Annotated in this window: 21 protein-coding genes and 3 tRNA genes; 11 read left to right on the top strand and 13 right to left on the bottom strand. The window is 71.9% G+C overall.

The genetic code is table 11. The features are described 5' to 3' along the window. Positions 1-16: 16 nt before the first annotated feature. Positions 17-862: a hypothetical protein gene (locus ACFZAT_RS25975; protein ID WP_391267601.1), complete on the bottom strand. Its 846-nt coding sequence runs from the start codon at positions 860-862 to the stop codon at positions 17-19. 177 nt (positions 863-1,039) lie between these two features. Here ACFZAT_RS25975 and ACFZAT_RS25970 point away from each other — a divergent pair, with 177 nt between their 5' ends. After that, the gene (locus ACFZAT_RS25970; protein WP_391267600.1) at positions 1,040-2,131 is read left to right on the top strand and encodes a Glu/Leu/Phe/Val dehydrogenase dimerization domain-containing protein; all 1,092 of its coding nucleotides are present in this window, start codon (positions 1,040-1,042) and stop codon (positions 2,129-2,131) included. A gap of 290 nt (positions 2,132-2,421) precedes the next feature. Further along, positions 2,422-2,679, top strand: a complete 258-nt coding sequence (locus ACFZAT_RS25965; protein WP_073966783.1) for a DUF3073 domain-containing protein — start codon at positions 2,422-2,424, stop codon at positions 2,677-2,679. Between the two features lie 126 nt (positions 2,680-2,805). Here ACFZAT_RS25965 and purM read toward each other — a convergent pair whose 3' ends face one another. The 4 genes from purM to ACFZAT_RS25945 all read right to left on the bottom strand — a co-directional run bounded on the left by purM (position 2,806) and on the right by ACFZAT_RS25945 (position 7,379). Next, the gene (gene purM, locus ACFZAT_RS25960) at positions 2,806-3,879 is read right to left on the bottom strand and encodes a phosphoribosylformylglycinamidine cyclo-ligase (RefSeq protein ID WP_391267599.1); all 1,074 of its coding nucleotides are present in this window, start codon (positions 3,877-3,879) and stop codon (positions 2,806-2,808) included. Positions 3,880-3,939: 60 nt separating this feature from the next. After that, a complete protein-coding gene (purF, locus tag ACFZAT_RS25955) occupies positions 3,940-5,466 on the bottom strand; it encodes an amidophosphoribosyltransferase (RefSeq protein WP_073966781.1) in 1,527 nt (508 codons plus the stop codon). 363 nt (positions 5,467-5,829) lie between these two features. Beyond that, complete coding sequence (locus ACFZAT_RS25950) at positions 5,830-6,630, bottom strand: sterol carrier family protein (RefSeq protein WP_391267597.1); 801 nt, start codon at positions 6,628-6,630, stop codon at positions 5,830-5,832. A 110-nt stretch (positions 6,631-6,740) separates the two neighbouring features. Then, positions 6,741-7,379 carry a TetR family transcriptional regulator gene (locus ACFZAT_RS25945; RefSeq protein ID WP_391267595.1) on the bottom strand — a complete coding sequence of 213 codons (639 nt, stop codon included), beginning with the start codon at positions 7,377-7,379 and terminating at the stop codon, positions 6,741-6,743. Positions 7,380-7,504: 125 nt separating this feature from the next. Here ACFZAT_RS25945 and ACFZAT_RS25940 point away from each other — a divergent pair, with 125 nt between their 5' ends. Next, on the top strand, positions 7,505-9,064 hold the full coding sequence (locus ACFZAT_RS25940; RefSeq protein ID WP_391267594.1) for an MFS transporter: 1,560 nt from the start codon (positions 7,505-7,507) through the stop codon (positions 9,062-9,064). A gap of 123 nt (positions 9,065-9,187) precedes the next feature. Here ACFZAT_RS25940 and purL read toward each other — a convergent pair whose 3' ends face one another. From purL to purS, 3 genes are read right to left on the bottom strand one after another with little or no spacing between them, the layout of a single operon-like run. Continuing rightward, entirely contained in the window at positions 9,188-11,437 is a 2,250-nt protein-coding gene (purL, locus tag ACFZAT_RS25935) for a phosphoribosylformylglycinamidine synthase subunit PurL (protein ID WP_391267593.1), read from the bottom strand. After that, positions 11,434-12,114: a phosphoribosylformylglycinamidine synthase subunit PurQ gene (gene purQ, locus ACFZAT_RS25930; protein WP_391267592.1), complete on the bottom strand. Its 681-nt coding sequence runs from the start codon at positions 12,112-12,114 to the stop codon at positions 11,434-11,436. The genes purL and purQ overlap by 4 nt, the downstream gene beginning before the upstream one ends. Beyond that, positions 12,111-12,371 carry a phosphoribosylformylglycinamidine synthase subunit PurS gene (gene purS, locus ACFZAT_RS25925; protein WP_018101738.1) on the bottom strand — a complete coding sequence of 87 codons (261 nt, stop codon included), beginning with the start codon at positions 12,369-12,371 and terminating at the stop codon, positions 12,111-12,113. The genes purQ and purS overlap by 4 nt, the downstream gene beginning before the upstream one ends. 386 nt (positions 12,372-12,757) lie before the next feature. Here purS and ACFZAT_RS25920 point away from each other — a divergent pair, with 386 nt between their 5' ends. The 8 genes from ACFZAT_RS25920 to ACFZAT_RS25885 all read left to right on the top strand — a co-directional run bounded on the left by ACFZAT_RS25920 (position 12,758) and on the right by ACFZAT_RS25885 (position 17,411). Then, the gene (locus ACFZAT_RS25920; protein WP_391267589.1) at positions 12,758-13,093 is read left to right on the top strand and encodes a histone-like nucleoid-structuring protein Lsr2; all 336 of its coding nucleotides are present in this window, start codon (positions 12,758-12,760) and stop codon (positions 13,091-13,093) included. Positions 13,094-13,226: 133 nt separating this feature from the next. Next, a tRNA-Gly gene (locus tag ACFZAT_RS25915) sits at positions 13,227-13,298 on the top strand. A 79-nt stretch (positions 13,299-13,377) separates the two neighbouring features. Continuing rightward, positions 13,378-13,450, top strand: a tRNA-Gly gene (locus ACFZAT_RS25910). A 159-nt stretch (positions 13,451-13,609) separates the two neighbouring features. Further along, positions 13,610-14,554, top strand: a complete 945-nt coding sequence (locus ACFZAT_RS25905) for an ATP-binding cassette domain-containing protein (protein WP_391267588.1) — start codon at positions 13,610-13,612, stop codon at positions 14,552-14,554. After that, complete coding sequence (locus ACFZAT_RS25900; RefSeq protein ID WP_391267586.1) at positions 14,551-15,351, top strand: ABC transporter permease; 801 nt, start codon at positions 14,551-14,553, stop codon at positions 15,349-15,351. Before ACFZAT_RS25905 ends, ACFZAT_RS25900 begins: the two co-directional genes overlap by 4 nt. Before the next feature lie 19 nt (positions 15,352-15,370). Then, positions 15,371-16,702, top strand: coding sequence for a histidine kinase (locus tag ACFZAT_RS25895; protein WP_391267753.1), 1,332 nt, complete (start codon positions 15,371-15,373; stop codon positions 16,700-16,702). A gap of 2 nt (positions 16,703-16,704) precedes the next feature. Next, a complete protein-coding gene (locus ACFZAT_RS25890; protein WP_391267584.1) occupies positions 16,705-17,316 on the top strand; it encodes a response regulator in 612 nt (203 codons plus the stop codon). Between the two features lie 22 nt (positions 17,317-17,338). Then, positions 17,339-17,411: transfer RNA gene (locus ACFZAT_RS25885), tRNA-Gly, on the top strand. Positions 17,412-17,461: 50 nt separating this feature from the next. Here the strand turns inward: ACFZAT_RS25885 and ACFZAT_RS25880 are convergent. The 5 genes from ACFZAT_RS25880 to ACFZAT_RS25860 form a co-directional block, all read right to left on the bottom strand. After that, complete coding sequence (locus ACFZAT_RS25880; RefSeq protein ID WP_391267581.1) at positions 17,462-18,376, bottom strand: phosphoribosylaminoimidazolesuccinocarboxamide synthase; 915 nt, start codon at positions 18,374-18,376, stop codon at positions 17,462-17,464. Positions 18,377-18,493: 117 nt separating this feature from the next. Next, a complete protein-coding gene (locus tag ACFZAT_RS25875; protein ID WP_391267579.1) occupies positions 18,494-19,945 on the bottom strand; it encodes a N,N-dimethylformamidase beta subunit family domain-containing protein in 1,452 nt (483 codons plus the stop codon). A 194-nt stretch (positions 19,946-20,139) separates the two neighbouring features. Further along, positions 20,140-21,858 (bottom strand): hypothetical protein, encoded by a 1,719-nt coding sequence (locus ACFZAT_RS25870; protein WP_391267577.1) that lies wholly within the window; start codon positions 21,856-21,858, stop codon positions 20,140-20,142. 241 nt (positions 21,859-22,099) lie between these two features. Continuing rightward, the gene (purD, locus tag ACFZAT_RS25865; protein ID WP_391267575.1) at positions 22,100-23,368 is read right to left on the bottom strand and encodes a phosphoribosylamine--glycine ligase; all 1,269 of its coding nucleotides are present in this window, start codon (positions 23,366-23,368) and stop codon (positions 22,100-22,102) included. A 106-nt stretch (positions 23,369-23,474) separates the two neighbouring features. Then, positions 23,475-25,670 (bottom strand): DNA polymerase III subunit gamma and tau, encoded by a 2,196-nt coding sequence (locus ACFZAT_RS25860; protein ID WP_391267573.1) that lies wholly within the window; start codon positions 25,668-25,670, stop codon positions 23,475-23,477. Between the last annotated feature and the right edge of the window lie 9 nt (positions 25,671-25,679).

The following is a 25,679-nucleotide window of genomic DNA, read 5'->3' as shown; positions in this document are numbered from 1 at the left end:
CAGGGGGTCCCGGCGGTCAGTTGGCGAACTGACGGTCCCTTACGGCCCGCCAGCGCTCCGCGAGACGCGCATACGCCTCGGCGGCCCGCTCCGCGTCCCCCGCCCGCAGCGCGGCGATCCCCTCCGCCACGTCGGCGGCGCTCCGGTCGACGCTGAGCTCCCGCTCCGGCAGCGCGTGCACGAGCCCGCCGTAGTCCAGCTCCACGAGCGAGCGCGGGTGGAACTCCTCCAGCCACCGCCCGATGTCCACCAGCCCCGTCGTCAGCGGCCCCTCGTCCATCGTCTCCCGCAGCGTCCGCAGCGACCGGGCCAGCCGGCGCCGCGCCTCGACCATCGGCGTCCGGTACCGGAAGACCGGAGGCTCCCCGTCCGGCCCGGCCACCACATGCTCCCGCTCCTCGTCCGCGAACAGCACGAACCAGCGCACCGGAACCTGCCACACCGCCGTCCTGATCCACGGCCGCGCGTCCGGATTGCGCTCCGCCCACCGCTCGTGGTCGGCCAGCGCCTGGCCCCGGACCACCGGCGGCAGCACCGCGTCGAGCACCGGACCGGGGAACAGCTCCGCCAGTCCGTCCAGCGCCAGCCAACCGCGCAGCCGGGTCCGCCACGGGCACACGCACACCACGCCGTCCACCTCGGCCACGAACGCGTCGGCGCTCTCGTGCGCCGGCACACCGGCGGGCGGGGTCGCCGCCAAATCGGCCAGCGAGCGCCGGAGTTCGTCCTGTGCCGTGGGCACCCGGTCGCGGGCCGCGTAGCGGGCCCAGTGGGCGCGCTCGCCCTCCGGGAAGGCCGCCAGTGGCTCGTACACCCGGAGGTAGGACGCGTAGGGAACCAGCACCGAAGACACCACCGACATGCGGTGATCGTGTCACGCCTGTCCCCCGGTGGGGGGTGATCCTCGGCACTGGAACAGATCTACGTGGGGGTAGGACTTACGCTCTTGCCCAGCCGGGCCGTCCGTACGGCCGGTCCGGCGGGCCCTCCCCACCTTCAGGAGGGTCTTTCCGCCGCTTCGTACTTGGGAGTCACCACAGTGACCGATGTGACCGGCGCGCCTGTCGATGTCCTGCACACCCTGTTCCACTCGGACCAGGGCGGACACGAACAAGTCGTCCTCTGCCAGGACCGGGCCAGCGGCCTCAAGGCCGTCATCGCCCTCCACTCCACCGCCCTGGGTCCCGCCCTCGGCGGCACCCGCTTCTACCCGTACGCCTCCGAGGCCGAGGCCGTCGCCGACGCGCTGAACCTCGCGCGCGGCATGTCGTACAAGAACGCCCTGGCCGGGCTCGACCACGGCGGCGGCAAGGCCGTCATCATCGGCGACCCCGAGCAGATCAAGAGCGAGGAACTGCTGCTGGCCTACGGCCGGTTCGTCGCCTCGCTCGGCGGACGGTACGTGACGGCCTGCGACGTCGGCACCTATGTCGCCGACATGGACGTGGTGGCCCGCGAGTGCCGCTGGACCACCGGCCGCTCCCCCGAGAACGGCGGCGCCGGCGACTCGTCGGTGCTCACCGCGTTCGGCGTCTTCCAGGGCATGCGGGCCTCGGCCCAGCACCTCTGGGGCGACCCGACGCTGCGTGGCCGGAAAGTGGGGGTCGCCGGTGTCGGCAAGGTCGGCCACTACCTGGTCGAGCACCTGCTCGCGGACGGCGCCGAGGTCGTGATCACCGATGTGCGCGAGGAGTCCGTGCGCCGGATCACCGACAAGCACCCCGAGGTCGCCGTCGCGGCGGACACCGAGGCGCTGATCCGTACCGAGGGCCTGGACATCTACGCCCCGTGCGCGCTGGGCGGCGCGCTCAACGACGAGACCGTGCCGGTGCTCACCGCGAAGGTGGTGTGCGGTGCGGCCAACAACCAGCTCGCGCACCCGGGCGTCGAGAAGGACCTGGCCGACCGCGCCATCCTGTACGCACCGGATTACGTGGTGAACGCGGGCGGGGTCATCCAGGTCGCCGACGAGCTGCACGGCTTCGACTTCGACCGGTGCAAGGCGAAGGCCACGAGGATCTTCGACACCACGCTGGCCATATTCGCACGTGCGAAGGAAGACGGCATTCCGCCGGCCGCGGCGGCCGACCGGATCGCCGAACAGCGGATGGCGGAGGCGCGTCGCCGCTGAGCCGGCGCCCCTCCGTGGGGCCGCAGCCCGCCGACCGGCGAGACAAGACTCACGCCGGTCGGCGGGTCGCCTGCCGATAAGAGGTTAAAATCGCAGTTGACCAGCGAGGACGGGGCGTCTCGAGGGTCCTCTTCCGGGGCGCGTGATGCGGGCGGCGTACCGTATGGCCGCGGAAGCAGGTACCGTTAAAGCTCTACAGGCACGGTCTCTCTGCCGAGAGTCCGTCCTGAAACATGAACGCGTGTCAAGACTCTGGGGCCGTCGAGCCCCGTCACCGAGGGGGTCGAGCCATGGGGCGCGGCCGGGCAAAGGCCAAGCAGACAAAGGTCGCCCGCCAGCTGAAATACAGCACCGGCGGGACGGACCTGTCGCGTCTGGCCAGTGAGCTGGGCGCATCGACTTCGAGTCAGCCACCGAACGCGGAACCGTTCGAGGATGACGACGAGGAAGATGACCCGTACGCACAGTACGCGGATCTGTACAACAACGACGAGGACGAGGACGAGAACGACCAGTCCGGTCCGTCGTCCAAGCGCCGCGGCGCTTGACCTCGCGCTGACACATCACCCCGGTTCGGAGCTTCTCCGGACCGGGTTTTGTGCTGCCCTCGTACGGGAAGGACGAGGCGTCCGCCGGTGACCGGCCGGGCCCGTCGGCCCGACCGGTGTTCCCGCTCAGCGTGCGTACGAACCGACCAGCTCGGCGCCGGTCGCGTGGTCACCGCGGGCGGTGATCTCGCCGGCTACCCAGGAGTCGACACCCCGGTCGGCCAGCGTCGTCAGGGCCGCGTCCACGGACTCGGCGGGGACGACCGCGATCATGCCGACGCCCATGTTGAGCGTCTTCTCCAGCTCCAGCTGCTCGACCTGGCCGGCCTTGCCGACGAGGTCGAACACCGCGCCCGGGGTCCACGTGGAGCGGTCCACCGTCGCGTGCAGGCCGTCCGGGATGACCCGGGCCAGGTTGTTGGCCAGGCCGCCGCCGGTGACGTGGCTGAAGCCGTGCACCTCGGTCGTACGGGTGAGGGCCAGGCAGTCCAGCGAGTAGATCCGGGTCGGCTCCAGGAGCTCCTCGCCCAGGGTCCGGCCGAACTCCTCGACCTGGCGGTCCAGCGTCCAGCCGGCCCGGTCGAACACCACGTGGCGGACGAGCGAGTACCCGTTCGAGTGAAGCCCGGAGGACGCCATGGCGATCACGGCGTCACCCTCGCGGATGCGGTCGGGGCCCAGCAGGCGGTCGGCCTCGACCACGCCCGTACCCGCTCCGGCCACGTCGAAGTCGTCCGCGCCCAGCAGGCCCGGGTGCTCGGCCGTCTCGCCGCCGACCAGCGCGCAGCCGGCCAGCACACAGCCCTCGGCGATGCCCTTGACGATGGCCGCGACACGCTCGGGATGCACCTTGCCGACACAGATGTAGTCGGTCATGAACAGCGGCTCGGCGCCGCAGACGACGAGGTCGTCCACGACCATGCCGACGAGGTCGTGACCGATCGTGTCGTACACGCCCATCTGACGGGCGAGGTCGACCTTGGTGCCGACGCCGTCCGTGGCGGAGGCCAGGAGCGGACGCTCGTAGCGCTTGAGCGCCGAGGCGTCGAAGAGGCCGGCGAAGCCGCCGAGGCCACCGAGACCCGCGACCTCGGGGCGCTGCGTCTTCTTCACCCACTCCTTCATCAGCTCGACGGCGCGGTCGCCGGCCTCGATGTCGACGCCCGCTGCCGCGTAGGAAGCACCTGTTGTCTCAGACATTGCCTGGGATCTTTCGTGTGGAGATACGGGGCTGGGGGAAGGGCTGCCGGACGGTCCGGGTCACGGACGCCGCAGCGCGTCGGACGCCGCGGTCGCCGCGGGGCCCGCCGCCAGCTCGGTCTCCAGCAGCTGCTTGCCGAGCAGCTCCGGGTCCGGGAGCTCCATCGGGTATTCGCCGTCGAAGCAGGCGCGGCACAGGTTCGGCTTGTCGATCGTCGTCGCCTCGATCATCGAGTCGATCGAGATGTACGCGAGCGAGTCGGCGCCCATCGACGTGCCGATCTCCTCGACCGACATGCCGTTGGCGATCAGCTCGGCGCGGGTCGCGAAGTCGATGCCGAAGAAGCACGGCCACTTCACCGGCGGGGACGAGATCCGGATGTGGATCTCGGCGGCACCGGCCTCGCGGAGCATCCGGACCAGTGCGCGCTGGGTGTTGCCGCGGACGATCGAGTCGTCGACGACCACCAGGCGCTTGCCCTTGATGACTTCCTTGAGCGGGTTCAGCTTGAGGCGGATGCCCAGCTGGCGGATCGTCTGGGACGGCTGGATGAAGGTCCGGCCGACGTAGGCGTTCTTCACCAGGCCGGCGCCGAACGGAATCCCGCTGGCCTCGGCGTAACCGATGGCGGCCGGGGTTCCGGACTCCGGGGTCGCTATGACCAGATCCGCCTCGACGGGCGCTTCCGCGGCCAGCTTCCGGCCCATCTCCACACGGGAGAGGTAGACGTTGCGGCCCGCGATGTCGGTGTCGGGGCGCGCCAGGTAGACGTACTCGAAGACACAGCCCTTGGGCTTCGCTTCCGCGAATCGCGAGGTACGCAGACCGTTCTCGTCGATGGCGACCATCTCGCCCGGCTCGATCTCGCGCACGAAGCTGGCGCCGCAGATGTCGAGGGCGGCGGACTCCGACGCGACGACCCAGCCACGCTCCAGGCGGCCGAGGACCAGCGGGCGGATGCCCTGCGGGTCACGGGCGGCGTAGAGCGTGTGCTCGTCCATGAAGACCAAGGAGAAGGCGCCCCGGACCTCGGGAAGCACCTTGGCGGCGGCTTCCTCGATGGTCAGCGGCTTGCCGTCGTCGTCCGTCTGGCCGGCGAGCAGCGCGGTCACCAGGTCGGTGTCGTTGGTCGCGGCGACCTGGGTGGCGCGGCCGTCCTTGCGCGGCAGGTCGGCGACCATCTCCGCGAGCTGGGCCGTGTTGACCAGATTCCCGTTGTGACCGAGGGCGATCGAGCCGTGCGCGGTCGCACGGAACGTCGGCTGCGCGTTCTCCCACACCGAGGCACCGGTGGTGGAGTAGCGGGCATGACCGACCGCGATATGGCCCTGGAGCGATCCCAGGGAGGTTTCGTCGAAGACCTGCGAGACCAGTCCCATGTCCTTGAAGACCAGGATCTGGGACCCGTTGCTCACTGCGATGCCCGCGGACTCCTGTCCACGGTGCTGCAGGGCATACAGTCCGAAATAGGTGAGCTTGGCGACCTCTTCGCCCGGAGCCCAGACACCGAAGACGCCGCAAGCGTCCTGGGGGCCTTTCTCTCCGGGGAGCAGGTCGTGGTTGAGTCGTCCATCACCACGAGGCACGCCATCGAGTGTAGGGGAGATCGACCACTGGTCCGAATTGGGGATCCCCCGCCCCACCACCGGTGAAGTGCCCGGGAAGCACGCTCCCGGACCCGTCGGATCAGTTACGCACAGTCACCGCAGCCCTTCCCGGATCTACGCGCGGCAACCGCCGCAGGGCAGGCGACGCCCGGATCACCAGCCATCGACCGACTGGTTCCGGCCACCCGGAATCCCCCACCGAGAGAGCCGTCGTGGCGCTGCGTGAGCCGTTGGGCGGGCGTCGGGAGCGAGCAGCCCGACCGGTCGTTTCGTGGCGAGCCTCACACCGAGGGCGCCCGGTATGCGGCATCTCGGGGCGCTCGCCGGACGTCCGGGGCACGGTCAGCCCATCAGCGGCAGCAGCCCGGAGAGATCCGCGCGCTCGCCGCTCGCGGCCACCTTCGCCGCTTCGACCTCCGGTGCCCACTCCGTACGCCCGGTCGCGAGCCGTATCCAGGTGAGCGGGTCGGTCTCCACGACGTTGGGCGGGGTGCCCCGGGTGTGCCGCGGCCCCTGGACGCACTGCACCACCGCGAACGGCGGCACCCGGACCTCGACCGAGCCGCCGGGCGCCCGCTCGGCCAGCGCGTCGGCCAGGAGTCGGCTGCACGCGGCGAGCGCCTGCCGGTCGTACGGGACGGAGAGGCCGGTCGCCTCGTTGAGGTCCCAGGTGTGGACGACCAGCTCAACGGTGCGCGTGACCAGGAAGTCGCCGAGGCGCATCGCCCCGACCCGGGTGGCCAGCAGGCGGTCCTCGGAGGCGGCAGGCACCAGGGCCTCGAAGCGGGCGGCGACCTCCGCGTAGAGCGCGTCCAGGTCGGGGGCGGCGGCGGCCCGCTCGGCGGTGTCGTCCGCGATCCGGGGGGCGCGGGCCGCCGTGGTGAACGGCCACTCCAGGAGGGACACCTCGGGTTTGGCGAGGGCCGGTGCGGGAAGCTCCAGCGTCTGGTTGACGTGGGAGAGGGCCATGGTGAGGTGCGCGGCGAGCTCGCGCACCGTCCAGTCACCGAGTCCGCTCGGCGCGGCGAGCTGCTGCGGGGTCAGGGTGCGCACGGCGTCCCGGACGTGGGCGAACTGGGCGAGGACCGCGGTGCGGGTCCTGACCGGGTCGTAACGACGGGGGCGCTTCTGCGAGGGCGGCATGCCGGGGAGCCTACGACGCGCCACTGACAGAGCGTCGGCCGCGTGCGCGCGGGGCGTCGGCGGCCCGCGTGCGCGGAGCGGTGTCCGCCCCGCGCGCGCCGAGCTCCGGGTCAGGTGCGCGTCGCGTAGTCGCCGAGGCCCTTCTCCAGCAGGTCGAAGCCCCGGTGGGCGAGGGCGACGGCGTCGGGTACGACCGCGGCGGCCGGTTCGCCGGCCAGCAGGCGCCTGCGGTTCTCGGTGAGCAGCGCGTTTCGCGTACCGAGGAGCTGGGAAGCGACGATGCGCGCGATGACCGGCTCCTCGCCCTCCTCGATCAGGGCTTCGGTGAGCTGGTCCTGCGTACGCACGAAGTAGGAGTGCGCGCGGGTGAGCAGGGCGGGCGTCTCCAGGATGAGCCGCACGATGCCGAGGGCCAACGGTTGATCCCCCATCCCCACCGAGGGATCGTGGCGCTCGACGGCCTCCACGAACTGCCTCCGCAGCGCCGCGACCGCCGATTCACCGGGCCCGCGCTCCCGCACGATCCGGGCCGCGTCGCCGACATGCTCCTCCAACGGCGCGAAGACCAGGTCTTCCTTGCTGTCGAAGTAGTTGAAGACGGTCATCTTCGATACATCGGCCGCGTCGGCGATCTCCGCGACGGAGACCTGATCGAACCCGCGCTCGGAGAAGAGCGTGGTGGCCGTTTCCAGCAGCCGCCGCCGGGTTTCCATCTTCTTGCGCTCGCGCAGGCCCATCCCCTCGGTCATGACCTCACTGTACCAGGATGAAAATTAATCTCGGATGAAAACTTGACTCGGTACATAAAAGCGGTGAACAGTGGGAGCCACCACAGCGGTGCGCCTCGGCACCGCCCAGGAGGGGGGATCCAGTCATGCCCGGAACAGTCACAGCGCCCGCACCACAGCGGACGGCCTCGGCCGGACAGCCGCCCGGCGGCCGGAGCGTCAAGATCGCCGTGGCGCTCTGCATCGTCACGATCCTGCTGGCCGTGCTGGACTCGAACATCGTGTCCTCGGCGACCGTCCCGATCGTCCGCGACCTCGATCCGGTCCACGGCGTCGACCGGATCCCGTGGCTGATCGCCGCCTACCAGCTCGCCGCGACCGCCGCACTGCCCCTGTACGGGAAGCTCTGCGACACCCTCGGCTCGAAGAAGGTCTTCATCGGGGCTCTCGCCGCCTTCCTCACCGGGTCCGCGCTGTGCGGCATGGCCCAGTCCATGGGCGAGCTGATCGCCGCACGCGCCTTCCAGGGCATCGGCGGCGGCGGGCTGATGAGCGTCACCATGGTCGTCCTCCGCCAGCTCGGCACGGCCGGCCCGAAGACGGGCGACGGCGCGAAGGAGGGCAGGGGCGAGGAGGGCAAGAGCTCCAAGGCCAAGGGAGGCGACCGGAAGGGCAGCATCGGCGGGATCATCGCGGGCGCGGGCATGGCACTCGGCCCCTGGCTGGGCGGGGCCCTGGCCGATCACGCGGGCTGGCGCTGGATCTTCTACGTCAACCTGCCCGTCGGCATCACCGTCCTGATCGGCGCGGTCTTCGTGGTGAAGCTCCCCGTCCGCACGACGCGCCACCGCATCGACTTCCTCGGCGCCGGTCTCGCCGCCGCCTTCTCCACCGCGCTGCTCCTGCTCACCGAGTGGGGCGGCGAGGACCACGACTGGACCTCGCCGGTGATCGTCGGCCTCGCCGTCGCCGCCGCCGTCGCGCTCGGCCTGTTCCTGTGGCGCCAGGCCACGGCCGCCGAACCGATCCTGCCGCTCTCGCTCTTCCGCCTGCGGCTCATGCGGTACGGCTTCGCCATCCAGGGCCTGGTCGGGGTCGCGATGATGGGGTCGATCGTCTACGTGATGATCTACCTCCAGGTGGTCCGCGGGGTCGCCGCCACCTCGGCCGGACTCTTCCTGGTCCCGATGGCGATCGGGATGACCGTCGTCGGGCTCGTCTCGGGGCGCCTGGTCGCGGCCGGCTGGTCGCAGAAGACCTTCGTCGTCAGCGGCACCGTCTTCGCCTCGGCCGCCCTCGCCCTGCTGACCACGCTCGACACGGACACCGGCCTGTGGACCGTGCGCGGCGCGCTGCTGCTCATGGGGATCGGCTTCGGCCAGCTCATCGGCCAGCTCATCGAGCTCGTCCAGGACACCGCCCCGCCCGCCCAGCTGGGCGTCGCCACCACCGGGGTCCGCTTCTTCCAGACCCTCGGCACCGCCCTGGGCGCCTCCCTCTTCGGAGCCGTACTGAGCAGGGTCTACGCCGCCCAGGGCCCCGGCGGAACGACCAGCGGCATCGGCCGCCTCACCGGGACCGCCCGCGACCACGCCCTGGACGCCTTCGTCTCCTCGACGGACGTGGTCTTCGCCTGCGCCACCGGCGCGATGGTCCTCGCCCTGGTCCTGGCGACCCGGCTGCCCGGCACCCGTACAAGGGCCTGACTCTTCCCCGTACGGGCAAGGCCCGAACCACCGGCCGAGGCCCAGCGCTTCCCCGCACGCACCACGCGAAAACCCCCGACCGGGCGGAACCGGCCGGGGGTTTCGGCGTGTGCCGTCCGGGAACTACGCGAGCAGCGCCGGGATCGTCTCCTCGTGCGCCGTGCGCAGCTCGCTCAGCGGGATGCTGAACTCGCCCTGGATCTCGATCGCTTCGCCGTCCACGACACCGATGCGGGTGACGGGCAGACCGCGCGCCCCGCACATGTCGTTGAACCGCAGCTCCTCGCTGCGCGGCACCGAGACGACCGCGCGGCCCGCAGACTCGGAGAACAGCAGCGTGAACGCGTCGAGGCCGTCCGGCACGACCAGCCGGGCGCCCTTCCCGCCGCGCAGGCAGGACTCGGTGACCGCCTGGATCAGACCGCCGTCCGACAGGTCGTGCGCCGCGTCGATCATGCCGTCGCGGGAGGCCGAGATCAGGATCTCGGCGAGCAGCTTCTCGCGGCCCAGGTCCACCTTGGGCGGCATGCCGCCGAGGTGGTTGTGGACGACCTCGGACCAGGCCGAGCCGCCGAACTCCTCGCGCGTGTCACCCAGCAGGTAGAGGAGCTGGCCCTCTTCCTTGAAGGCGACCGGCGTACGCCGCGTGACGTCGTCGATCACACCGAGCACGGCCACGACCGGCGTCGGGTGGATCGCCGTCTCACCGGTCTGGTTGTACAGCGAGACGTTGCCGCCGGTGACCGGAGTGCCCAGCTCCAGGCAGCCGTCCGCGAGACCGCGGGTGGCCTCGGCGAACTGCCACATGACGTCCGGGTCCTCGGGCGAACCGAAGTTCAGGCAGTCCGAGATGGCGAGCGGCTTGGCACCGGTCGCGGCGACGTTCCGGTACGACTCCGCCAGGGCGAGCTGCGCACCGGTGTACGGGTCGAGCTTGGCGTACCGGCCGTTGCCGTCGGTCGCCATGGCCACGCCGAGGTTGGACTCCTCGTCGATGCGGACCATGCCGGCGTCCTCGGGCATCGCGAGCACGGTGTTGCCCTGCACGAACCGGTCGTACTGGTCCGTGATCCAGGACTTCGACGCCTGGTTGGGCGAGGCGACCAGCTTGAGGACCTGCTCGCGCAGCTCCGCGCCGTTCGCCGGACGGGCCAGCTTGCCGGCGTCGTCGGCCTGGAGCGCGTCCTGCCAGGACGGGCGGGCGAACGGCCGGTGGTACGTCGGGCCCTCGTGGGCGACGGACCGCGGCGGCACGTCCACGATCTGCTCGCCGTGCCAGAAGATCTCCAGCTGCGAGCCCTCGGTCACCTCACCGATGACGGTGGCGATGACGTCCCACTTCTCGCAGATCTCCAGGAAGCGGTCGACGTGCTGCGGCTCGACGATCGCGCACATGCGCTCCTGCGACTCGCTCATGAGGATTTCCTCGGGCGAGAGGGAGGAGTCGCGCAGCGGCACGGTGTCCAGCTCGACGCGCATGCCGCCGGAGCCCGCGGAGGCCAGCTCGGACGTGGCGCAGGAGAGCCCGGCGCCGCCGAGGTCCTGGATGCCCGCGACGAGCTTCTCCTTGAAGATCTCCAGGGTGCACTCGATGAGGAGCTTCTCCTGGAACGGGTCGCCGACCTGGACGGCCGGGCGCTTGGCCGGGCCGGTCGACTCGAAGGTCTCCGAGGCCAGCACGGAGACGCCGCCGATGCCGTCGCCGCCGGTGCGGGCGCCGTACAGGATGACCTTGTTGCCGGGGCCGGAGGCCTGCGCGAGGTGGATGTCCTCGTGCTTCATCACACCGATGCAGCCGGCGTTGACGAGCGGGTTTCCCTGGTAGCAGGCGTCGAAAACGACCTCGCCGCCGATGTTCGGCAGGCCGAGGCAGTTGCCGTACCCGCCGATGCCCGCGACCACACCCGGCAGGACCCGCTTGGTGTCCGGGTGGTCGGCCGCGCCGAAGCGCAGCGGGTCCACGACGGCGACCGGGCGGGCGCCCATGGCGAGGATGTCGCGGACGATGCCGCCTACGCCGGTCGCCGCACCCTGGTAGGGCTCGATGTACGAGGGGTGGTTGTGCGACTCGACCTTGAAGGTGACCGCGTATCCCTGCCCGACGTCGACCACACCGGCGTTCTCACCGATGCCGACGAGCATGGCGTCGTTGGCGGGGACCTTCTCGCCGAACTGCTTGAGGTGGACCTTGCTGCTCTTGTACGAGCAGTGCTCGGACCACATCACGGAGTACATGGCGAGCTCGGCGCCGGTGGGACGGCGGCCCAGGATCTCGCGGATGCGCGCGTACTCGTCCTCCTTGAGGCCGAGCTCCTTCCAGGGCTGCGCGGTGTCCGGGGTTTCGGCCGCGTGCTTGACCGTGTCCAGGCTCATGCGTTGACCAGCTTCTTGATGATCGAGGTGAAGAAACCGAGACCGTCGGTGCGACCGGTGCCGATCAGCGGCTCCACGGCGTGCTCCGGGTGCGGCATCAGGCCGACGACGTTGCCCGCGGCGTTGGTGATGCCGGCGATGTCGCGCAGCGAACCGTTCGGGTTGTGGCCCACGTAGCGGAAGGCGACGCGGCCCTCGGCCTCCAGCGCGTCGAGCGTGTGCTCGTCGGCGGTGTAGCGGCCGTCCATGTTCTTGAGCGGTACGGAGATCTCCTGGCCCGCGGAGTAGTCCGAGGTCCAGGCGGTCTCCGCGTTCTCGACGCGCAGGGTCTGGTCGCGGCAGATGAAGTGCAGGTGGTTGTTGCGCAGCATCGCGCCGGGCAGCAGGTGCGCCTCGGTCAGGATCTGGAAGCCGTTGCAGATGCCGAGGACCGGCATGCCCGACTTCGCCTGCTCGATCACCGTCTCCATGACCGGCGAGAACCGGGAGATGGCTCCGGCGCGCAGATAGTCGCCGTACGAGAAACCGCCCGCCAGGATCACCGCGTCGACCTGGTGCAGGTCCTTGTCGCGGTGCCACAGCGATACGGGCTCCGCGCCCGCGACGCGAACGGCCCGCAGGGCGTCCTGGTCATCGAGCGTGCCCGGAAAGGTGACGACTCCGATACGAGCAGTCACTTCGACTCCTCGGCGTTCTCCACCTTCACGGTGAAGTCCTCGATCACGGTGTTGGCGAGGAACGTCTCCGCCATCTCGTGAATACGGGCGAGGGCGGCGTCATCGACCGGCCCCTCGACCTGCAGCTCGAAACGCTTTCCCTGACGTACGTCCGCGATTCCCTCGAAGCCGAGACGGGGCAGTGCGCGCTGCACCGCCTGTCCCTGCGGGTCGAGGATCTCGGGCTTGAGCATGACGTCGACTACGACGCGTGCCACTGGCACTCCCGGTGTGGTGGTGTGGTGCGGCTGTTTCTCCGGAGGGGGTACCCCGGACCCCCGCGGGTCCACTCAGCGTACCTGGCCGGAAATTCTACGCGGGTAGATATCAAACGGGATAGATCACGTCCGGATATCGGCCGATCGCCGGACGGCGGAAAAGCCGCGAAACAAATGCTCGCGAACGGCACACATAGCGGGCGGACACGCGGAAGTAATTGGACGGGCTTCACAATGCGGCACCACTCGCTGTACAAATGATTACCGGGGAATGCAGCATTGCCCCGGAGCACCGACAACAGTCGGCCCGCATCCGCGCTCACAGCCGGAAGGCCGGCATCGGCGCATGTCAGACGCGTCGATGCCGTAGGAAAGGACCGATATCCGTGGCGCAGCGCGTAGTGGTCACACTCTCCGACGACATCGACGGGGGCACGGCGGCGGAAACGGTCACCTTCGCCCTGGACGGGAAGTCGTACGAGATCGACCTGAATCCGTCCAACGCCAAGAAACTGCGCAGCGCCCTGGCCCCGTACATGGCGGCCGGCCGCAAGCAGACAAATACCGGCAAGCACGGCAAGACCCCCGTTCCGTACCGGCACACCTCGCTCGCGCCCGACCCCGCGGCGGTACGCGCCTGGGCGCGCTCGCACCGGATGGACGTGCCCGCCCGGGGCCGCATCCCGAAGAGCGTGTACGAGGCGTTCCAGGAAGCGAGTTGACCCGGCGACAGGTCCGGCGGGGCGCCGGCGGGGGGTCCGCGGAGGAGCCGACTTGCGCGACACCCCCGCAGGTCGGATAGAGTCTGGAACACGCCGAGGGGCGAGGCCGAAAAGGCCGAACCCCACGCAGCGTGCGGGTGTAGTTCAGTAGTAGAACATCCCCCTTCCAGGGGGAAGGCGCAGTGTGCAATTCCTGTCACCCGCTCTGCATGACTCGCAGGACCACTCCGGTGGATCAGGTAGAGTAGTGCTCGCTCCACCGGTGAAAGCCGAGTGGTTGCAATGCGGACGTAGCTCAGTTGGTAGAGCGCAACCTTGCCAAGGTTGAGGTCGCCAGTTCGAACCTGGTCGTCCGCTCAGATGAAAGAAGCCCCCGGCCTTTCGGCCGGGGGCTTCTTCGTGTCTCGGGTCTTCAAGTGTCTTCCCCGCTTCCGGCGTGCCACTCATGACGTTTGTCATGGGTGGTGGTGACAGTCCGCACTGCCCCCGGCCCGGCGCGGACGGAAACCTGAAGACATGACCAGCGACGACAAGTCCCGTGAGTACGTGATCCGGGCGGAAGACGTCCGGCGCAGCTACGCCGGCGGTTTCGAGGCCGTCTCCCGCGTCTCCTTCTCCGTGGCGCGGGGTGAGCTCTTCGCCCTCCTCGGTACGAACGGCGCCGGCAAGACCTCCACCGTGGAGCTCCTGGAGGGCCTGGCCCGGCCCGACGGCGGCACGGTCCGCGTGCTGGGCCACGACCCCTACGAGGAGCGCTCGCGGGTCCGCCCGCGCATAGGCGTGATGCTCCAGGAGGGCGGCTTCCCGTCCGAGTTGTCGGTCACCGAGACGGTACGGATGTGGGCGGGCTGCACCAGCAGCGCCCGGCCCACCGGCGAGGCCTTGGAGCTGGTCGGACTCGGCCACCGAGCCCGCGTCCGGGTCAAGCAGCTCTCGGGCGGTGAGCGGCGACGGCTCGACCTGGCGCTGGCGCTGCTCGGCCGGCCCGAGGTGCTCTTCCTGGACGAGCCGACCACCGGTCTCGACGCCGAGGGCCGCCGCGACACCTGGGCCCTGGTGCGCCGGCTCCAGGAGAGCGGCACCACCGTGCTGCTCACCACGCACTACCTGGAGGAGGCCGAAGCCCTCGCGGACCGGCTGGCGATCATGCACCGGGGCCGGATCGTGACCGCGGGCACCACGGCCGAGGTGACGGCCGCCCGCCCCGCCCGCATCCGCTTCGAACTGCCCGAGGGCGTTCCGGCGGCACGGCTGCCGCTGGAGCTCCGCGCCGCCGCCGAGGGCCCTCGGGTCGAGATACGGACGCACGGCCTCCAGGACTCCCTGACCGAACTGCTCCGCTGGGCCGCCGGTTCGGGCGTCCGGCTCCACGGGCTCGACGCCCGCTCCGCCTCCCTCGAAGAGGCGTTCCTCGACATCGCGCAGTCCGCCGCCGAGACCGAAGAGGTGCCCGTCCCATGACCACCGCGACCACCCCCGCCGCCGGTCCGGCGCGCACGACCGCCCCCAGCCGGCTGACGGCCCTCGGAAGGGCCGAGCTGTCGCTGCTCGTCCGGAACAGGACGGCGGTCTTCGTCGCCCTCCTCATGCCTGCGGCCATGATCATGGCGATGAAGTCGGCGTTCGAGAAGGTCGACCTCGACGGGACCGGGCTGACCGTCGCCGGAGCGGCGCTCATGGGCGGCGTCGGGACGGTGCTCATCCAGGCCGTCTACATGAACCTGGTCGCCGCCTACGTCGCCCGGCGCGAGGAACTGGTCCTCAAGCGGCTGCGCACCGGCGAGGTCACCGACGGGGAGATCCTGGCCGGGACCGCTCTTCCCGCAGGCGCCCTCGCCCTGGCACAGAGCGCGGTGATCGTCGTCGCCGGTGCGGCCTTCTTCGGCCTCGGCGCACCGGAGCGCCCCGAACTTCTCGTGGCGGGGGTGCTGTTGGGGGTGGTGCTGCTGGCGGCTCTCGCCGCGGTCACCTCCGTGATCACCCGCACCGTGCAGACCGCCCAGCTGACGACGCTGCCGCTGTTCCTCGTCTCGATGACGGGCTCGGGCCTCTTCATCCCGCTGGACATATTCCCCGACCGGCTCGCGGCGGTCTGCGAGTACCTGCCGCTGACCGGTGTGATGACCCTGGTCCGGGCCGGCTGGTTCGGCGGCCCGGGGGGCACCGACCTGCTCGGCGCCGTGTTGACCGGGCTGGTCTGGACGGCGCTGGCCGTGTTTGCTGTTCAGCGGTGGTTCCGCTGGGATCCCCGCCGCTGAACAGGGAGGTTGGACCGTGATGCGCGTACGGGGCTGGCGCCGCAGCTGGCAGGAGCGCAGCAAGATGGAGCGGATCGACCTGTACTCGCGGTTCACCATCTCCTGCATCCCCTGGCTCTTCGCCCTGGCCTGGCAGGGGGCACCCTTCCACCAGGACATCCGCCACGAACCGCTTCCGCTGGCCCTCGGCCTGGCGCTGCTCGTGGTGAGCCTCGCGCAGTGCCTGCTGAGCAACCGCAACCTGCACGCGTCGTATGCGCACTACTTGGGCCTCTCCGCCTTCCCGGGGCGGCGCCTGCCGGCTCCCGTGGTGCTTCTGGCCGTGGCCGTCGGGCTCTTGGCGGCCCTGGCCGGGGTGGACGGAGTCCAGGGCTCGGGGCTGCTGCTCATGACGTTGAACGCGCCGGTGGCCCTCGTGATCACGCGAGTGCTCCTGGTGCCGGTCCGCCGCTTCCTGGTCGAGTCCCTCTGCCTCACCGCACTGATCACCGGCGCCCTCGCGGTGGCCGGCGTCCGGGGCGGCGTCCTGGCCGGAGTGGTGCCCTGCAGCCTCTTCAGCTGCGTGCTGGTCCTGATCTCGGTCCGGCCCAGCGCCTGGAGCATGAGCGTGATGTGGCAGGCCGAGCAGACCCGGGGCATACAGGCCAGGCTCGCCGTGGCGGAGGAGCGGCTGCGGTTCGGGCGGGACATGCATGACGTGCTGGGCCGCAATCTCGCGGTGATCGCGCTCAAGAGCGAGCTGGCGGTGGAGCTCGCCCAGCGCGGCAGGCCGGAGGCGGTGGACCAGATGGTCGAGGTGCAGCGGATAGCGCGCGCCTCGCAACAAGAGGTGCGCGATGTGGTGCGCGGCTACCGCGAGGCCGACCTGAGCACGGAATTGGCCGGTGCGCAGGGGGTGTTGAGCGCCGCCGGCATCGAGTGCACGGTGACCGGCGACAGCGGCGAGCAGTTGCCCGCGCCCGTGCAGTCGGCGCTCGGCTGGGTCGTCCGGGAGGCCGCCACCAACGTGCTGCGCCACGGCGACCCGCGCCACTGCCTGATCCGGGTGGGGGTCACCGCCGACGCCGTGGCGCTCCAGGTGGAGAACGACGGCGCGACGCCCTCCGGGACGGCACCCCCGCCCGCCTCCGACGGGCCGGGCTCCGGGCTGGCCGGTCTCCGCGAACGGCTCGCCGCGCTGGACGGCTCGCTGGAGGCGGGTCCGGCGAAGGGCGGGCTGTTCCGGCTGACGGCGACGATCCCGCTGGCGGCGGTCCCGGCGGCACGCCGCGGGCCCCTGGCCCCGAGTCCCGTGGCCACGGTGGTCCCGGGTGTGATGGCGAGGCCGGGATCCGGCCTCGTGGAGGAATGACGATGACCGCGGTACGGGTACTGCTCGCCGACGACGAGCATCTGATCCGGGGCGCGCTCGCCGCCCTCCTCGCCCTGGAGGAGGACCTGGTGGTGGTCGCGGAGGCGGCGACGGGTCCGGAGGCGCTCGCCATGGCGCGGGCCCACCGCCCGGATGTCGCGGTGCTCGACCTGGAGATGCCCGGGGCCGACGGTGTGAGCGTGGCCACATCGCTGCGGGCCGAACTGCCGGACTGCCGGACCATGATCGTGACCAGCCACGGGCGGCCCGGGCATCTCAAGCGGGCTCTCGCGGCGGGCGTGCGGGGCTTCGTGCCGAAGACCGTGAGCGCCCGCCAGCTGGCCGGCATCATCCGCACCGTGCAGGCCGGGAACCGTTACGTGGACCCGGAGTTGGCGGCCGACGCCATCGCGGCCGGGGACTCGCCGCTGACCGTGCGCGAGACCGAGGTGCTGGAGCTCGCGGTCGACGGGGCACCGGTCGCGGAGATCGCCGAGCGGGCCTCGCTCTCGCAGGGGACCGTACGGAACTACCTCTCGTCGGCGGCCTCTAAGCTCGGAGCGGAGAACCGTCACGCGGCAGTGCGTCTCGCACGCGAGCGGGGTTGGGTATAGTAGGTCTCGCGCTTCGGCGCTTGCGGACGTAGCTCAGTTGGTAGAGCGCAACCTTGCCAAGGTTGAGGTCGCCAGTTCGAACCTGGTCGTCCGCTCAGAGAAAAGAAGCCCCCTGCCTTTCGGCCGGGGGCTTCTTCGTGTGGCCTTACTGCCAGGGCGTGCCGGTGAGGAGTTCGTACGCCTCGATGTACTTGGCGCGGGTCGCGTCCACGATGTCCTGGGGCAGCGGCGGCGGAGGCTGCTCGCTCGTGCGGTCCCAGCCGGAGGCCGGAGAGGTCAGCCAGTCGCGGACGAACTGCTTGTCGTACGAGGGCTGGGCGTGGCCCGGCTCCCAGGAGGCGGCCGGCCAGAAACGGGAGGAGTCCGGGGTCAGGACCTCGTCGGCGATGATCAGTTCCTCGCCGCCGTCGGCGGTGGGCGCGTAACCGAACTCGAACTTCGTGTCCGCGAGGATGATCCCGCGCTCGCGAGCGATGTCACGGGCCCGGCCATAGACGTCCAGGGTGGTCCGGCGCAGCTCGACGGCGGTCTCCGTGCCGACCTGGCGGGCCACCTCCTCGTAACTCACGTTCTCGTCGTGGTCACCGACGGCGGCCTTGGTGGCGGGGGTGAAGATCGCGCCCGGGAGCTCCGAGCCGTCGACCAGGCCGTCGGGGAGCCCGATGCCGCAGACGGTGCGCGAGGCGTTGTACTCGACGAGGCCGGAGCCTGTCAGGTAGCCGCGGGCGACGCACTCGACCGGGACCATCCGCAGCGACGTGCAGATCATCGTGCGGCCCTCCCAGTCGTCGGGGGCACCGGCGGGCACCTCGGTCGACAGGACGTGGTTCGGCACGAGGTCGGCGAGCTGGTCGAACCACCACATCGAGAGGCGGGTCAGGACGCGGCCCTTGTCCGGGATCTCGGTCGGCAGTACCCAGTCGTACGCGGACATCCGGTCGCTGGCGACCATGACGAGGTCACCGGCCTCGTTCCGGTACAGGTCCCGCACCTTGCCGGTGTGCAGGTGGGTGAGTCCCGGCACCTGCACCGGCTCGGGCTTTTCTACGAATCCGGACACGCTGCCTCCGCGTACGTTGTTCCAAGAACCGTTCCGATTGTCCCGTATCCGGGAACGCCCGGCTGCGGAGGGGTGCCGTCCGGGTGGACGGGGAAGCGCGGAGTGGCCGCCCTCCGGTCAGGCGCGCTTGCAGATCCGGTCGAGGAGGTTGGCGGTGGCCTTCTGGATGCGGGGGTCCACATGGCCGGGGCGGTCCAGGGCCGGGGACCAGGCGAAGGTGCCCGAGGCGAAGACCAGCGCGCCGGACGGGGCCCGGTACAGCGAGGTCTCCTGGTGCCGCATCACGCCCTCGCTGTCCTGGTACGGGGAGTGGGCGAGCAGGATGCGGTTGTCGTGCTCCGGCAGCGTGGTGCGCGGGAAGTAGCGGTCGGCCTCGCCCGCGACCAGTCCCTCGATCTCGTCGCCCTCACCGGCGCCCGTCGCGTCCCACAGCCAGTGCTCCGCGTTCCGCACGACCAAGGGGTGGGGCTCGGGGACCCGGCCGGCGTACTGGATGCCGAGCAGCTGCTGCTCCGGGCGGTCGATCTCGCGCCAGAGCGCCGGCTTGCCGGGCCCCCGGCGCTTGCGGCAGGTGAGCAGCCGGTCCGGCACCCCGGACGCCGAAGGCCCCAGGCTGACCTGCCAGTACATGGTGTTGGCGGAGAGGTAGACCAGCGAGGTGCCGTGCTCGCGGGCGCGCTCGGCGGCCCGGCGCATCGGCACCGACCAGTACTCGTCGTGGCCCGGGAAGACCAGGCCCCGGTAGCGGGTGGGGTCGACGCGGCCGGCGTGCAGGTCGCGGGTGTCGGCGTAGGCGAGGTCGTAGCCGTAGCGCTCGGCCCAGCGGATGAAGTCGTACGCGTGCCCGACGTGCAGCGGGAGGCCGGCGCCCGCGTAGGGGCGGTCGAAGGAGACGGTGACCGCCGCGTCCTCCTCCCCCAGCAGCCGGCCCTCCTCGTCCCAGGCGTGGTAGAGGCTGGCGCCGGTCCGGCCGTCCTCCGGATAGAGGTTGTACGCCTGCCAGGTGACGTCCGGGAGGACGAGGAGCAGGTCCGCCGGGTGGTTGTCGCGGATCGTGAACGGGATGTGGGAGCGGTGGCCGTCGAGCGTGGTGAGCACGGCGACATACGCCCCGAGCGACCAGTAGCTGGGGATCTGCATGCGCCAGGACAGCCACCAGTGGTGGCAGGAGACCGTACGGTCGGCGGTGAGGGGCGCCGGCTGGACGATGCCCGAGAGGCGGGGGCTCGTGGTGATCTTCGAGGCGCCGTCGCCCCCGTAGTGGCCGATCCGGTAGACGTCCACGGAGAACTGCTGCGGCGGATCCACCGTGATGTGGAAGTCGATCGCCTCACCGGGAGCCGCGGCGCCCGTGGAGGTGAAGCCCTTGATCTGCCGGCGCACGTCGTCGGCGGTGCGCGTGCCGCCGCCGGACAGGGTGGGGTCCGCGTACCAGGGCACGACCTGACCGGTGTCGTCGAAGTAGCTCTCGCTGCCACGCAGCCAGGGCAGCGGCCCCTGGCCGAAAGGGTCGGTCACGGCATGCGCCAGAGCACCCGATTCCCACCGACGGATCTGTTCCGCCCCCATTACGCTCCCCCTCCCTCAGGCCCCCGGATCAACAGTGGTGCGCCGTCTGTCAGCGCCGTTCCCCAGCACATCACATAACGCACGCACTCCGTCACCGTTCGTCGTGAATTGACGTGAACGGAAGCTGGCGCTCCGGTTATGCGGTTGTTCTCGGCCATCCCGTCCGCCGCGCCCCATCTCGGCGGGGGCCTGTTTCAGGCGAGGCGGACGGGCTTGTCGGTGCGTACGCCGACCGAGGCGAGCCAGGACCGCAGCGGTCCGGCGTCGCCGTCCTCGATCAGGCTCAGGACGGGGCTGCCGAGGTCCGCGCGGCGCTCGCCGTCGACCAGCAGCGCGGGTCCGTCGAGCCAGTCCAGGCCGGGCGCCGCGCCGGCCGTGTCCACGGCGGCGCAGCAGACCATGGCCGCGACGTGGTCGGCGAGCAGTTCGGTGCCGGTACGGGGCGGCTGGAGCGGGAAGAGGGGGAGCGGGTCGGTGCCCCAGAGGGTGAGGAGGTCGTCGCCGAGGGCGCCCGCGCTCCGGTCGCCCAGGCTCACCGGGGCACCGGGGCCGCTCACGCCCGCGTCCGGGCCGGACGGGCCGCCCGGCGTCGTCTCCCGCGCCTGCGCCTCGGCCTCCTCACGGGCCACGGCCGCGAGGATGCCGGCCGCCAGCTCCTCGCCCCCGGTCTCGCCCGCCTCCAGGTGCTCGACCACCCGGGCCAGTGTGGGCACCCCGCCGACGGCGGTGGCGGGCGGAACGCCCATGGCGTCCAGGACGCGGTGCAGCCGGGCCGCCTCCGAGCGCCACTTCCGGTCGACCACCTCGTCCGGATACTGCTGCCAGTCCACCGGGGCCCAGTGGGGGCCGGTCTCGGCGGGCCCGCCGTGGAAGAGCCGGGCCGCCAGCAGGGACGCCGCCTCGTCGGCCGCCCCCGGCTCCTCCAGGAGGTCGCAGGCGGGCCGCTCGCCGAGCCGGGAGGCGTATCCCTCGGCCAGCCGGTCGCGGCGGGAGAGCTCGGTGAGCGCGGCGACGACGCCCGCGCCCAGCTGCGCGGGCCAGCGGCCCATCCGCCAGGCGGGGAGGGCGACCCGGGTCAGCAGCCGGTCCCAGCCGGCGTAGGCGAGGCCCACCTGCTCCTGCGCGACGATCCGCAGCCCGTAGTCCACTTCCCGGGCGCGCGAGGACGCGGCGGCGGCGACCCCCCGCTCCATCTCCGCGGCATGACCGCGGCAGCTGCGCAGCAGTATCCGGGCGATCCGCCCGACGAAGACGCGCGGCAGCCGCAGGGCCCGGCGCACCGGCCCCCGGGCGGGCGCGGCGGCGTCGGCGACCGCCCCGTCCAGACCTCGGACGAAGCGCCGGGCGGCGGCTATGTCGGACTGGGCGGAGGCGCTGGTGCCCGCCACGACCGGGGCGAGCAGGGCGCGCAGCTCGGCGACCCGCATCCACCACAGGAACGGTGAGCCGATGACCAGCACGGGGGCCGCCTCCACCCGCCGGGTAGGGCCGCCGGCCGCCGGATGGGAACGGTCTTCGAGCCAGCTGTCGCAGTCGGGCGTGAGGGCTATGGCCGAGGGCGCCGGCACGTCGAGCCGGTCCGCCAGCTCGCGGACCAGGCGGTAGAGGTCGGGCGCCGCCGACTCGCTCAGCGGGACGGTCGGACTGACCGCCGGCTTCGCCCGTACGACCGCGAGAGCGACGGCTCCCGCGATCAGCAGGACCAGGACCGCGCAGACCGCCACGGCCCAGCGCGCCGCGTCCCAGCCGCCGCCGTCCGCGAACCCACGCGCGCCTGCGGCGAACAGCACCACCGCCAGCGCGGCGGGCAGCAGCGCGACCGCCGTCGCCCTGCCGCGGATGCGCAGCAGGGCGAGCGCCCGGGCCCGCGCTGCCCGCGCACCAGGCTCCTCACCCGTACCGGTACCGGACACGGCTGGACCTCACCCCCTCTGCCCCCACGGCGGTGTTGCTCACTCCCCCACTGTGGCACCCGCCACTGACATCGCAATGCCGGTGGGCCAAGTGCCGGAACGCTTGCGCCGCACCCTAGTTGGGGGTGCGGCGGGCGTCATCCGGATGGCTCAGCCGTCACTCGATGGAATGGCTTTGGTCAAAGGTGTTGAGGTGCGGGGGGTCAGCGAGGTACGGGCCGGAGCCCGCCGCGCGTCCGGCTCAGGCTCCGCCGGCCGCCGCGTCCTCGGCGGCCTTCTTCGCGATGTCCGTACGGAGCTGGGAACCGTCGAGCCGGATCCGCGCCGCCGCCGCGTACGCGCGCTCACGGGCGCCCGCGAGGTCATCGGCGGTCGCCGTCACGGACAGCACGCGGCCGCCCGCGCTGACGATCGTGTCGCCGTCGCGCCTGGTCCCGGCGTGCAGCACGTACGCGTGCGGGGCGTCCTGCGCCGCGACCTCGTCCAGCCCCTCGATCGGGTCACCCGTGCGCGGGGTGCCCGGGTAGTTGTGCGAGGCGATGACCACGGTGACGGCGGCCTCGTCGCGCCACGCCAGGGGCGGCAGCTGGTCCAGGGTGCCGTTGGCGGAGCCGAGCAGCACACCGGCCAGCGGCGTCCGCAGGCGCGCCAGGACGACCTGGGTCTCCGGGTCGCCGAACCGGGCGTTGAACTCGATGACCCGCACACCGCGCGAGGTGATCGCGAGGCCCGCGTACAGCAGCCCCGAGAACGGCGTACCTCGCCTGCGCAGCTCGTCCACGGTCGGCTGGAGCACCGATTCCATGACCTCGTCGACCAGCTTGGGGTCGGCCCACGGCAGGGGGGAGTACGCGCCCATGCCACCGGTGTTCGGGCCCTCGTCGCCGTCGAGCGCGCGCTTGAAGTCCTGGGCGGGCTGGAGCGGCAGCACGGTGGTGCCGTCGGTGATCGCGAAGAGGCTCACCTCGGGGCCGTCGAGGAACTCCTCGATGACCACCCGGTCGCAGGCCAGCGCGTGGGCACGGGCCACCTCGACGTCCTCGGTCACGACGACGCCCTTGCCCGCGGCCAGACCGTCGTCCTTGACCACGTAGGGGGCGCCGAACGCGTCGAGGGCGCTGTCGATCTCGGCGGGCGTGGTGCACACGTAACTGCGGGCGGTGGGCACGCCCGCTCCGGCCATGACGTCCTTGGCGAACGCCTTCGAGCCCTCCAGCTGGGCTGCGGCGCCGGACGGGCCGAAGCACGGGATGCCCGCGGCGCGCACCGAGTCGGCGACACCGGCGACGAGCGGCGCCTCCGGGCCGACAACCACCAGCCCGGCGCCCAGCTCGGCGGCAAGGCGCGCGACGGCGACGCCGTTGAGGGCGTCGACCGGGTGCAGTTCGGCCACCTCTGCGATGCCGGCGTTGCCGGGGGCGCAGTACAGATCGGTGACGTCGGGGTCGAGGGACAGAGAGCGGCACAGGGCGTGTTCGCGGGCGCCGCCGCCGATGACGAGGACCTTCACGGGGTGCAGCCTAGCCGCCGGGGCGCGGCGCCCTTGACGGCCGCCGGTCCGTGGACAGGGGCGGCGACCCGCCTACTCGTGGTCGTGGACGGGGGCGGCGACCCGCCTACTCGTTGTTGAACTCCTCGACCACCGTGGCACCCAGCTCGCGGACGATCAGCTCGTGCCCGGAGAGCGCGGAGTCGACCAGGTCCGGGTCGTCCGCCTCCGGGATGTCGTCCTCGGGGGCGACCGGTTTGGGCGCCTCCGGGGCCGCGTAGGAGGCGGGCGGCGGACCGGCCGGGGAGCCGGAGCCGGGGCCCGGCTGCTGCGGTGCGGGCGCGGGGGCCGGTGCCGGGGCGGGCGCGGGGGCGGCGGGTCGCTCGTACGACTGCGGGGCCGGGGTGGCGGGGCGCTGCGGCGCGGCGGGCGGCGGGTTGTACGGGCGCTGGCCGCCGCCGGACAGGGGCTGCGGGGGCTGTCCGGCGCCGCCCGACGGGTCGACGATCGCCTCGATCTTCCACTGGGCGTTGAACTGCTCCGCCAGCGCCTGCCGCAGCACGTCCTCGCTGCCGCTGCTCGTGAAGTTGTCCCGCGCGCCGGCGTTGAGGAAGCCGATCTGCAGCGTGCTGCCGTCGAACCCGGTCACCTGGGCGTTCTGGCTGAGAAGGATCCACGTGAAACGTCGGCGGTTCTTCACCGCCTCCAGGATGTCCGGCCACATGTTCCGCACCTGGCCGGCGCCCTGCGCCATGCCCGGAGCGGTCTCGGGCGCGGCGGGCCCGGCGGGGGCCGCGGGCGCGCTCTGCGGAGCCGGGGCCGCGGCCGGGGCGGGGGTCCGGCCGGGTGCGGCGGCGGTGGGCCAGCCACCGGGCCGGCGCCCTTGGTCCGGGGCGGACGCGGCGGCGGGCCAGGCACCGGGCCGCTGCCCGGCGGCGGGCGGCTCCGCGGGCGGCGGTGCCTGTACGGGGGCGGGGGGCGGTGTCTGGGGCGCGACCGGGGCCGGGGCCGGAGCGGCGGGGGGCTGCGCGTCGCCCCGGACGGCGGCGCGGGCGGCGGCGGGACCGGCGTCCGGCTGGGGGGCGGGCGGGACCGGTGCGTGGGCGAGGGCCTCGGGGCCGGGCACGTAACCCATGGCGGGGCCGGGGCCGGTGGTGGCGAAGGAGGCGCCCCGCTCCAGCCGGTCCAGCCGGGCCTGCATGGAGCGCTCGTCGTCGAAGGCGGCGGGCAGCAGGACCCGGGCGCAGATGAGCTCGACCTGGAGGCGAGGCGAGGTGGCACCGCGCATCTCCGTAAGCCCCTCGTTGACCAGATCGGCGGCGCGGCTCAGCTCGGCGGCCCCGAACACGGACGCCTGGGCCTGCATCCGCTCCACGACGTCGGCGGGCGCGTCGATCAGCCCCTTCTCCCCGGCGTCCGGCACGGCGGCCAGGATCACCAGGTCGCGCAGCCGCTCCAGCAGGTCGGCGACGAACCGGCGCGGGTCGTTGCCCCCCTCGATGACCCGGTCCACGACCTCGAAGGCCGCGGCCCCGTCGCCTGCCGCGAAGGCGTCCACGATCGAGTCGAGCAGGGAGCCGTCCGTATAGCCGAGCAGCGCCGTCGCCATGGCGTACGTCACACCCTCGTCGCCCGCACCGGCGAGCAGCTGGTCCATGACGGACATGGAGTCACGCACGGACCCGGCCCCGGCGCGCACGACGAGCGGCAGGACGCCGTCGTCCACGTGGCTGTTCTCCCGGCCGCAGACCTCGGCGAGGTAGTCGCGCAGGGTCCCGGGGGGCACGAGGCGGAACGGATAGTGGTGCGTACGCGACCGAATGGTCCCGATGACCTTCTCGGGCTCCGTGGTCGCGAAGATGAACTTGAGGTGCTCCGGCGGCTCCTCGACCACCTTCAGCAGGGCGTTGAACCCCGCCGAGGTCACCATGTGCGCCTCGTCGATGATGTAGATCTTGTAACGACTCGACGCGGGCCCGAAGAACGCCTTCTCCCGCAGATCACGGGCGTCGTCCACGCCACCGTGCGAAGCGGCGTCGATCTCGATCACATCGATGGACCCCGGCCCGTTGCGCGCCAGGTCCTGGCAGGACTGGCACTCCCCGCAGGGCGTGGGCGTGGGCCCCTGCTCGCAGTTCAGACAGCGGGCCAGGATGCGCGCACTCGTCGTCTTGCCGCAGCCTCGCGGGCCGCTGAACAGGTACGCGTGATTGACCCGGTTGTTCCGCAGGGCCTGCTGGAGCGGGTCAGTGACATGCTCCTGACCGATGACCTCGGCGAACGACTCAGGGCGGTAGCGGCGGTACAGCGCAAGGGACGACACACCTACGAG

This window comes from Streptomyces sp. NPDC008163, assembly GCF_042956885.1.
Lineage (GTDB): Bacteria > Actinomycetota > Actinomycetes > Streptomycetales > Streptomycetaceae > Streptomyces > Streptomyces drozdowiczii_A.
This window is presented reverse-complemented; position numbering and strand designations above follow the sequence as displayed.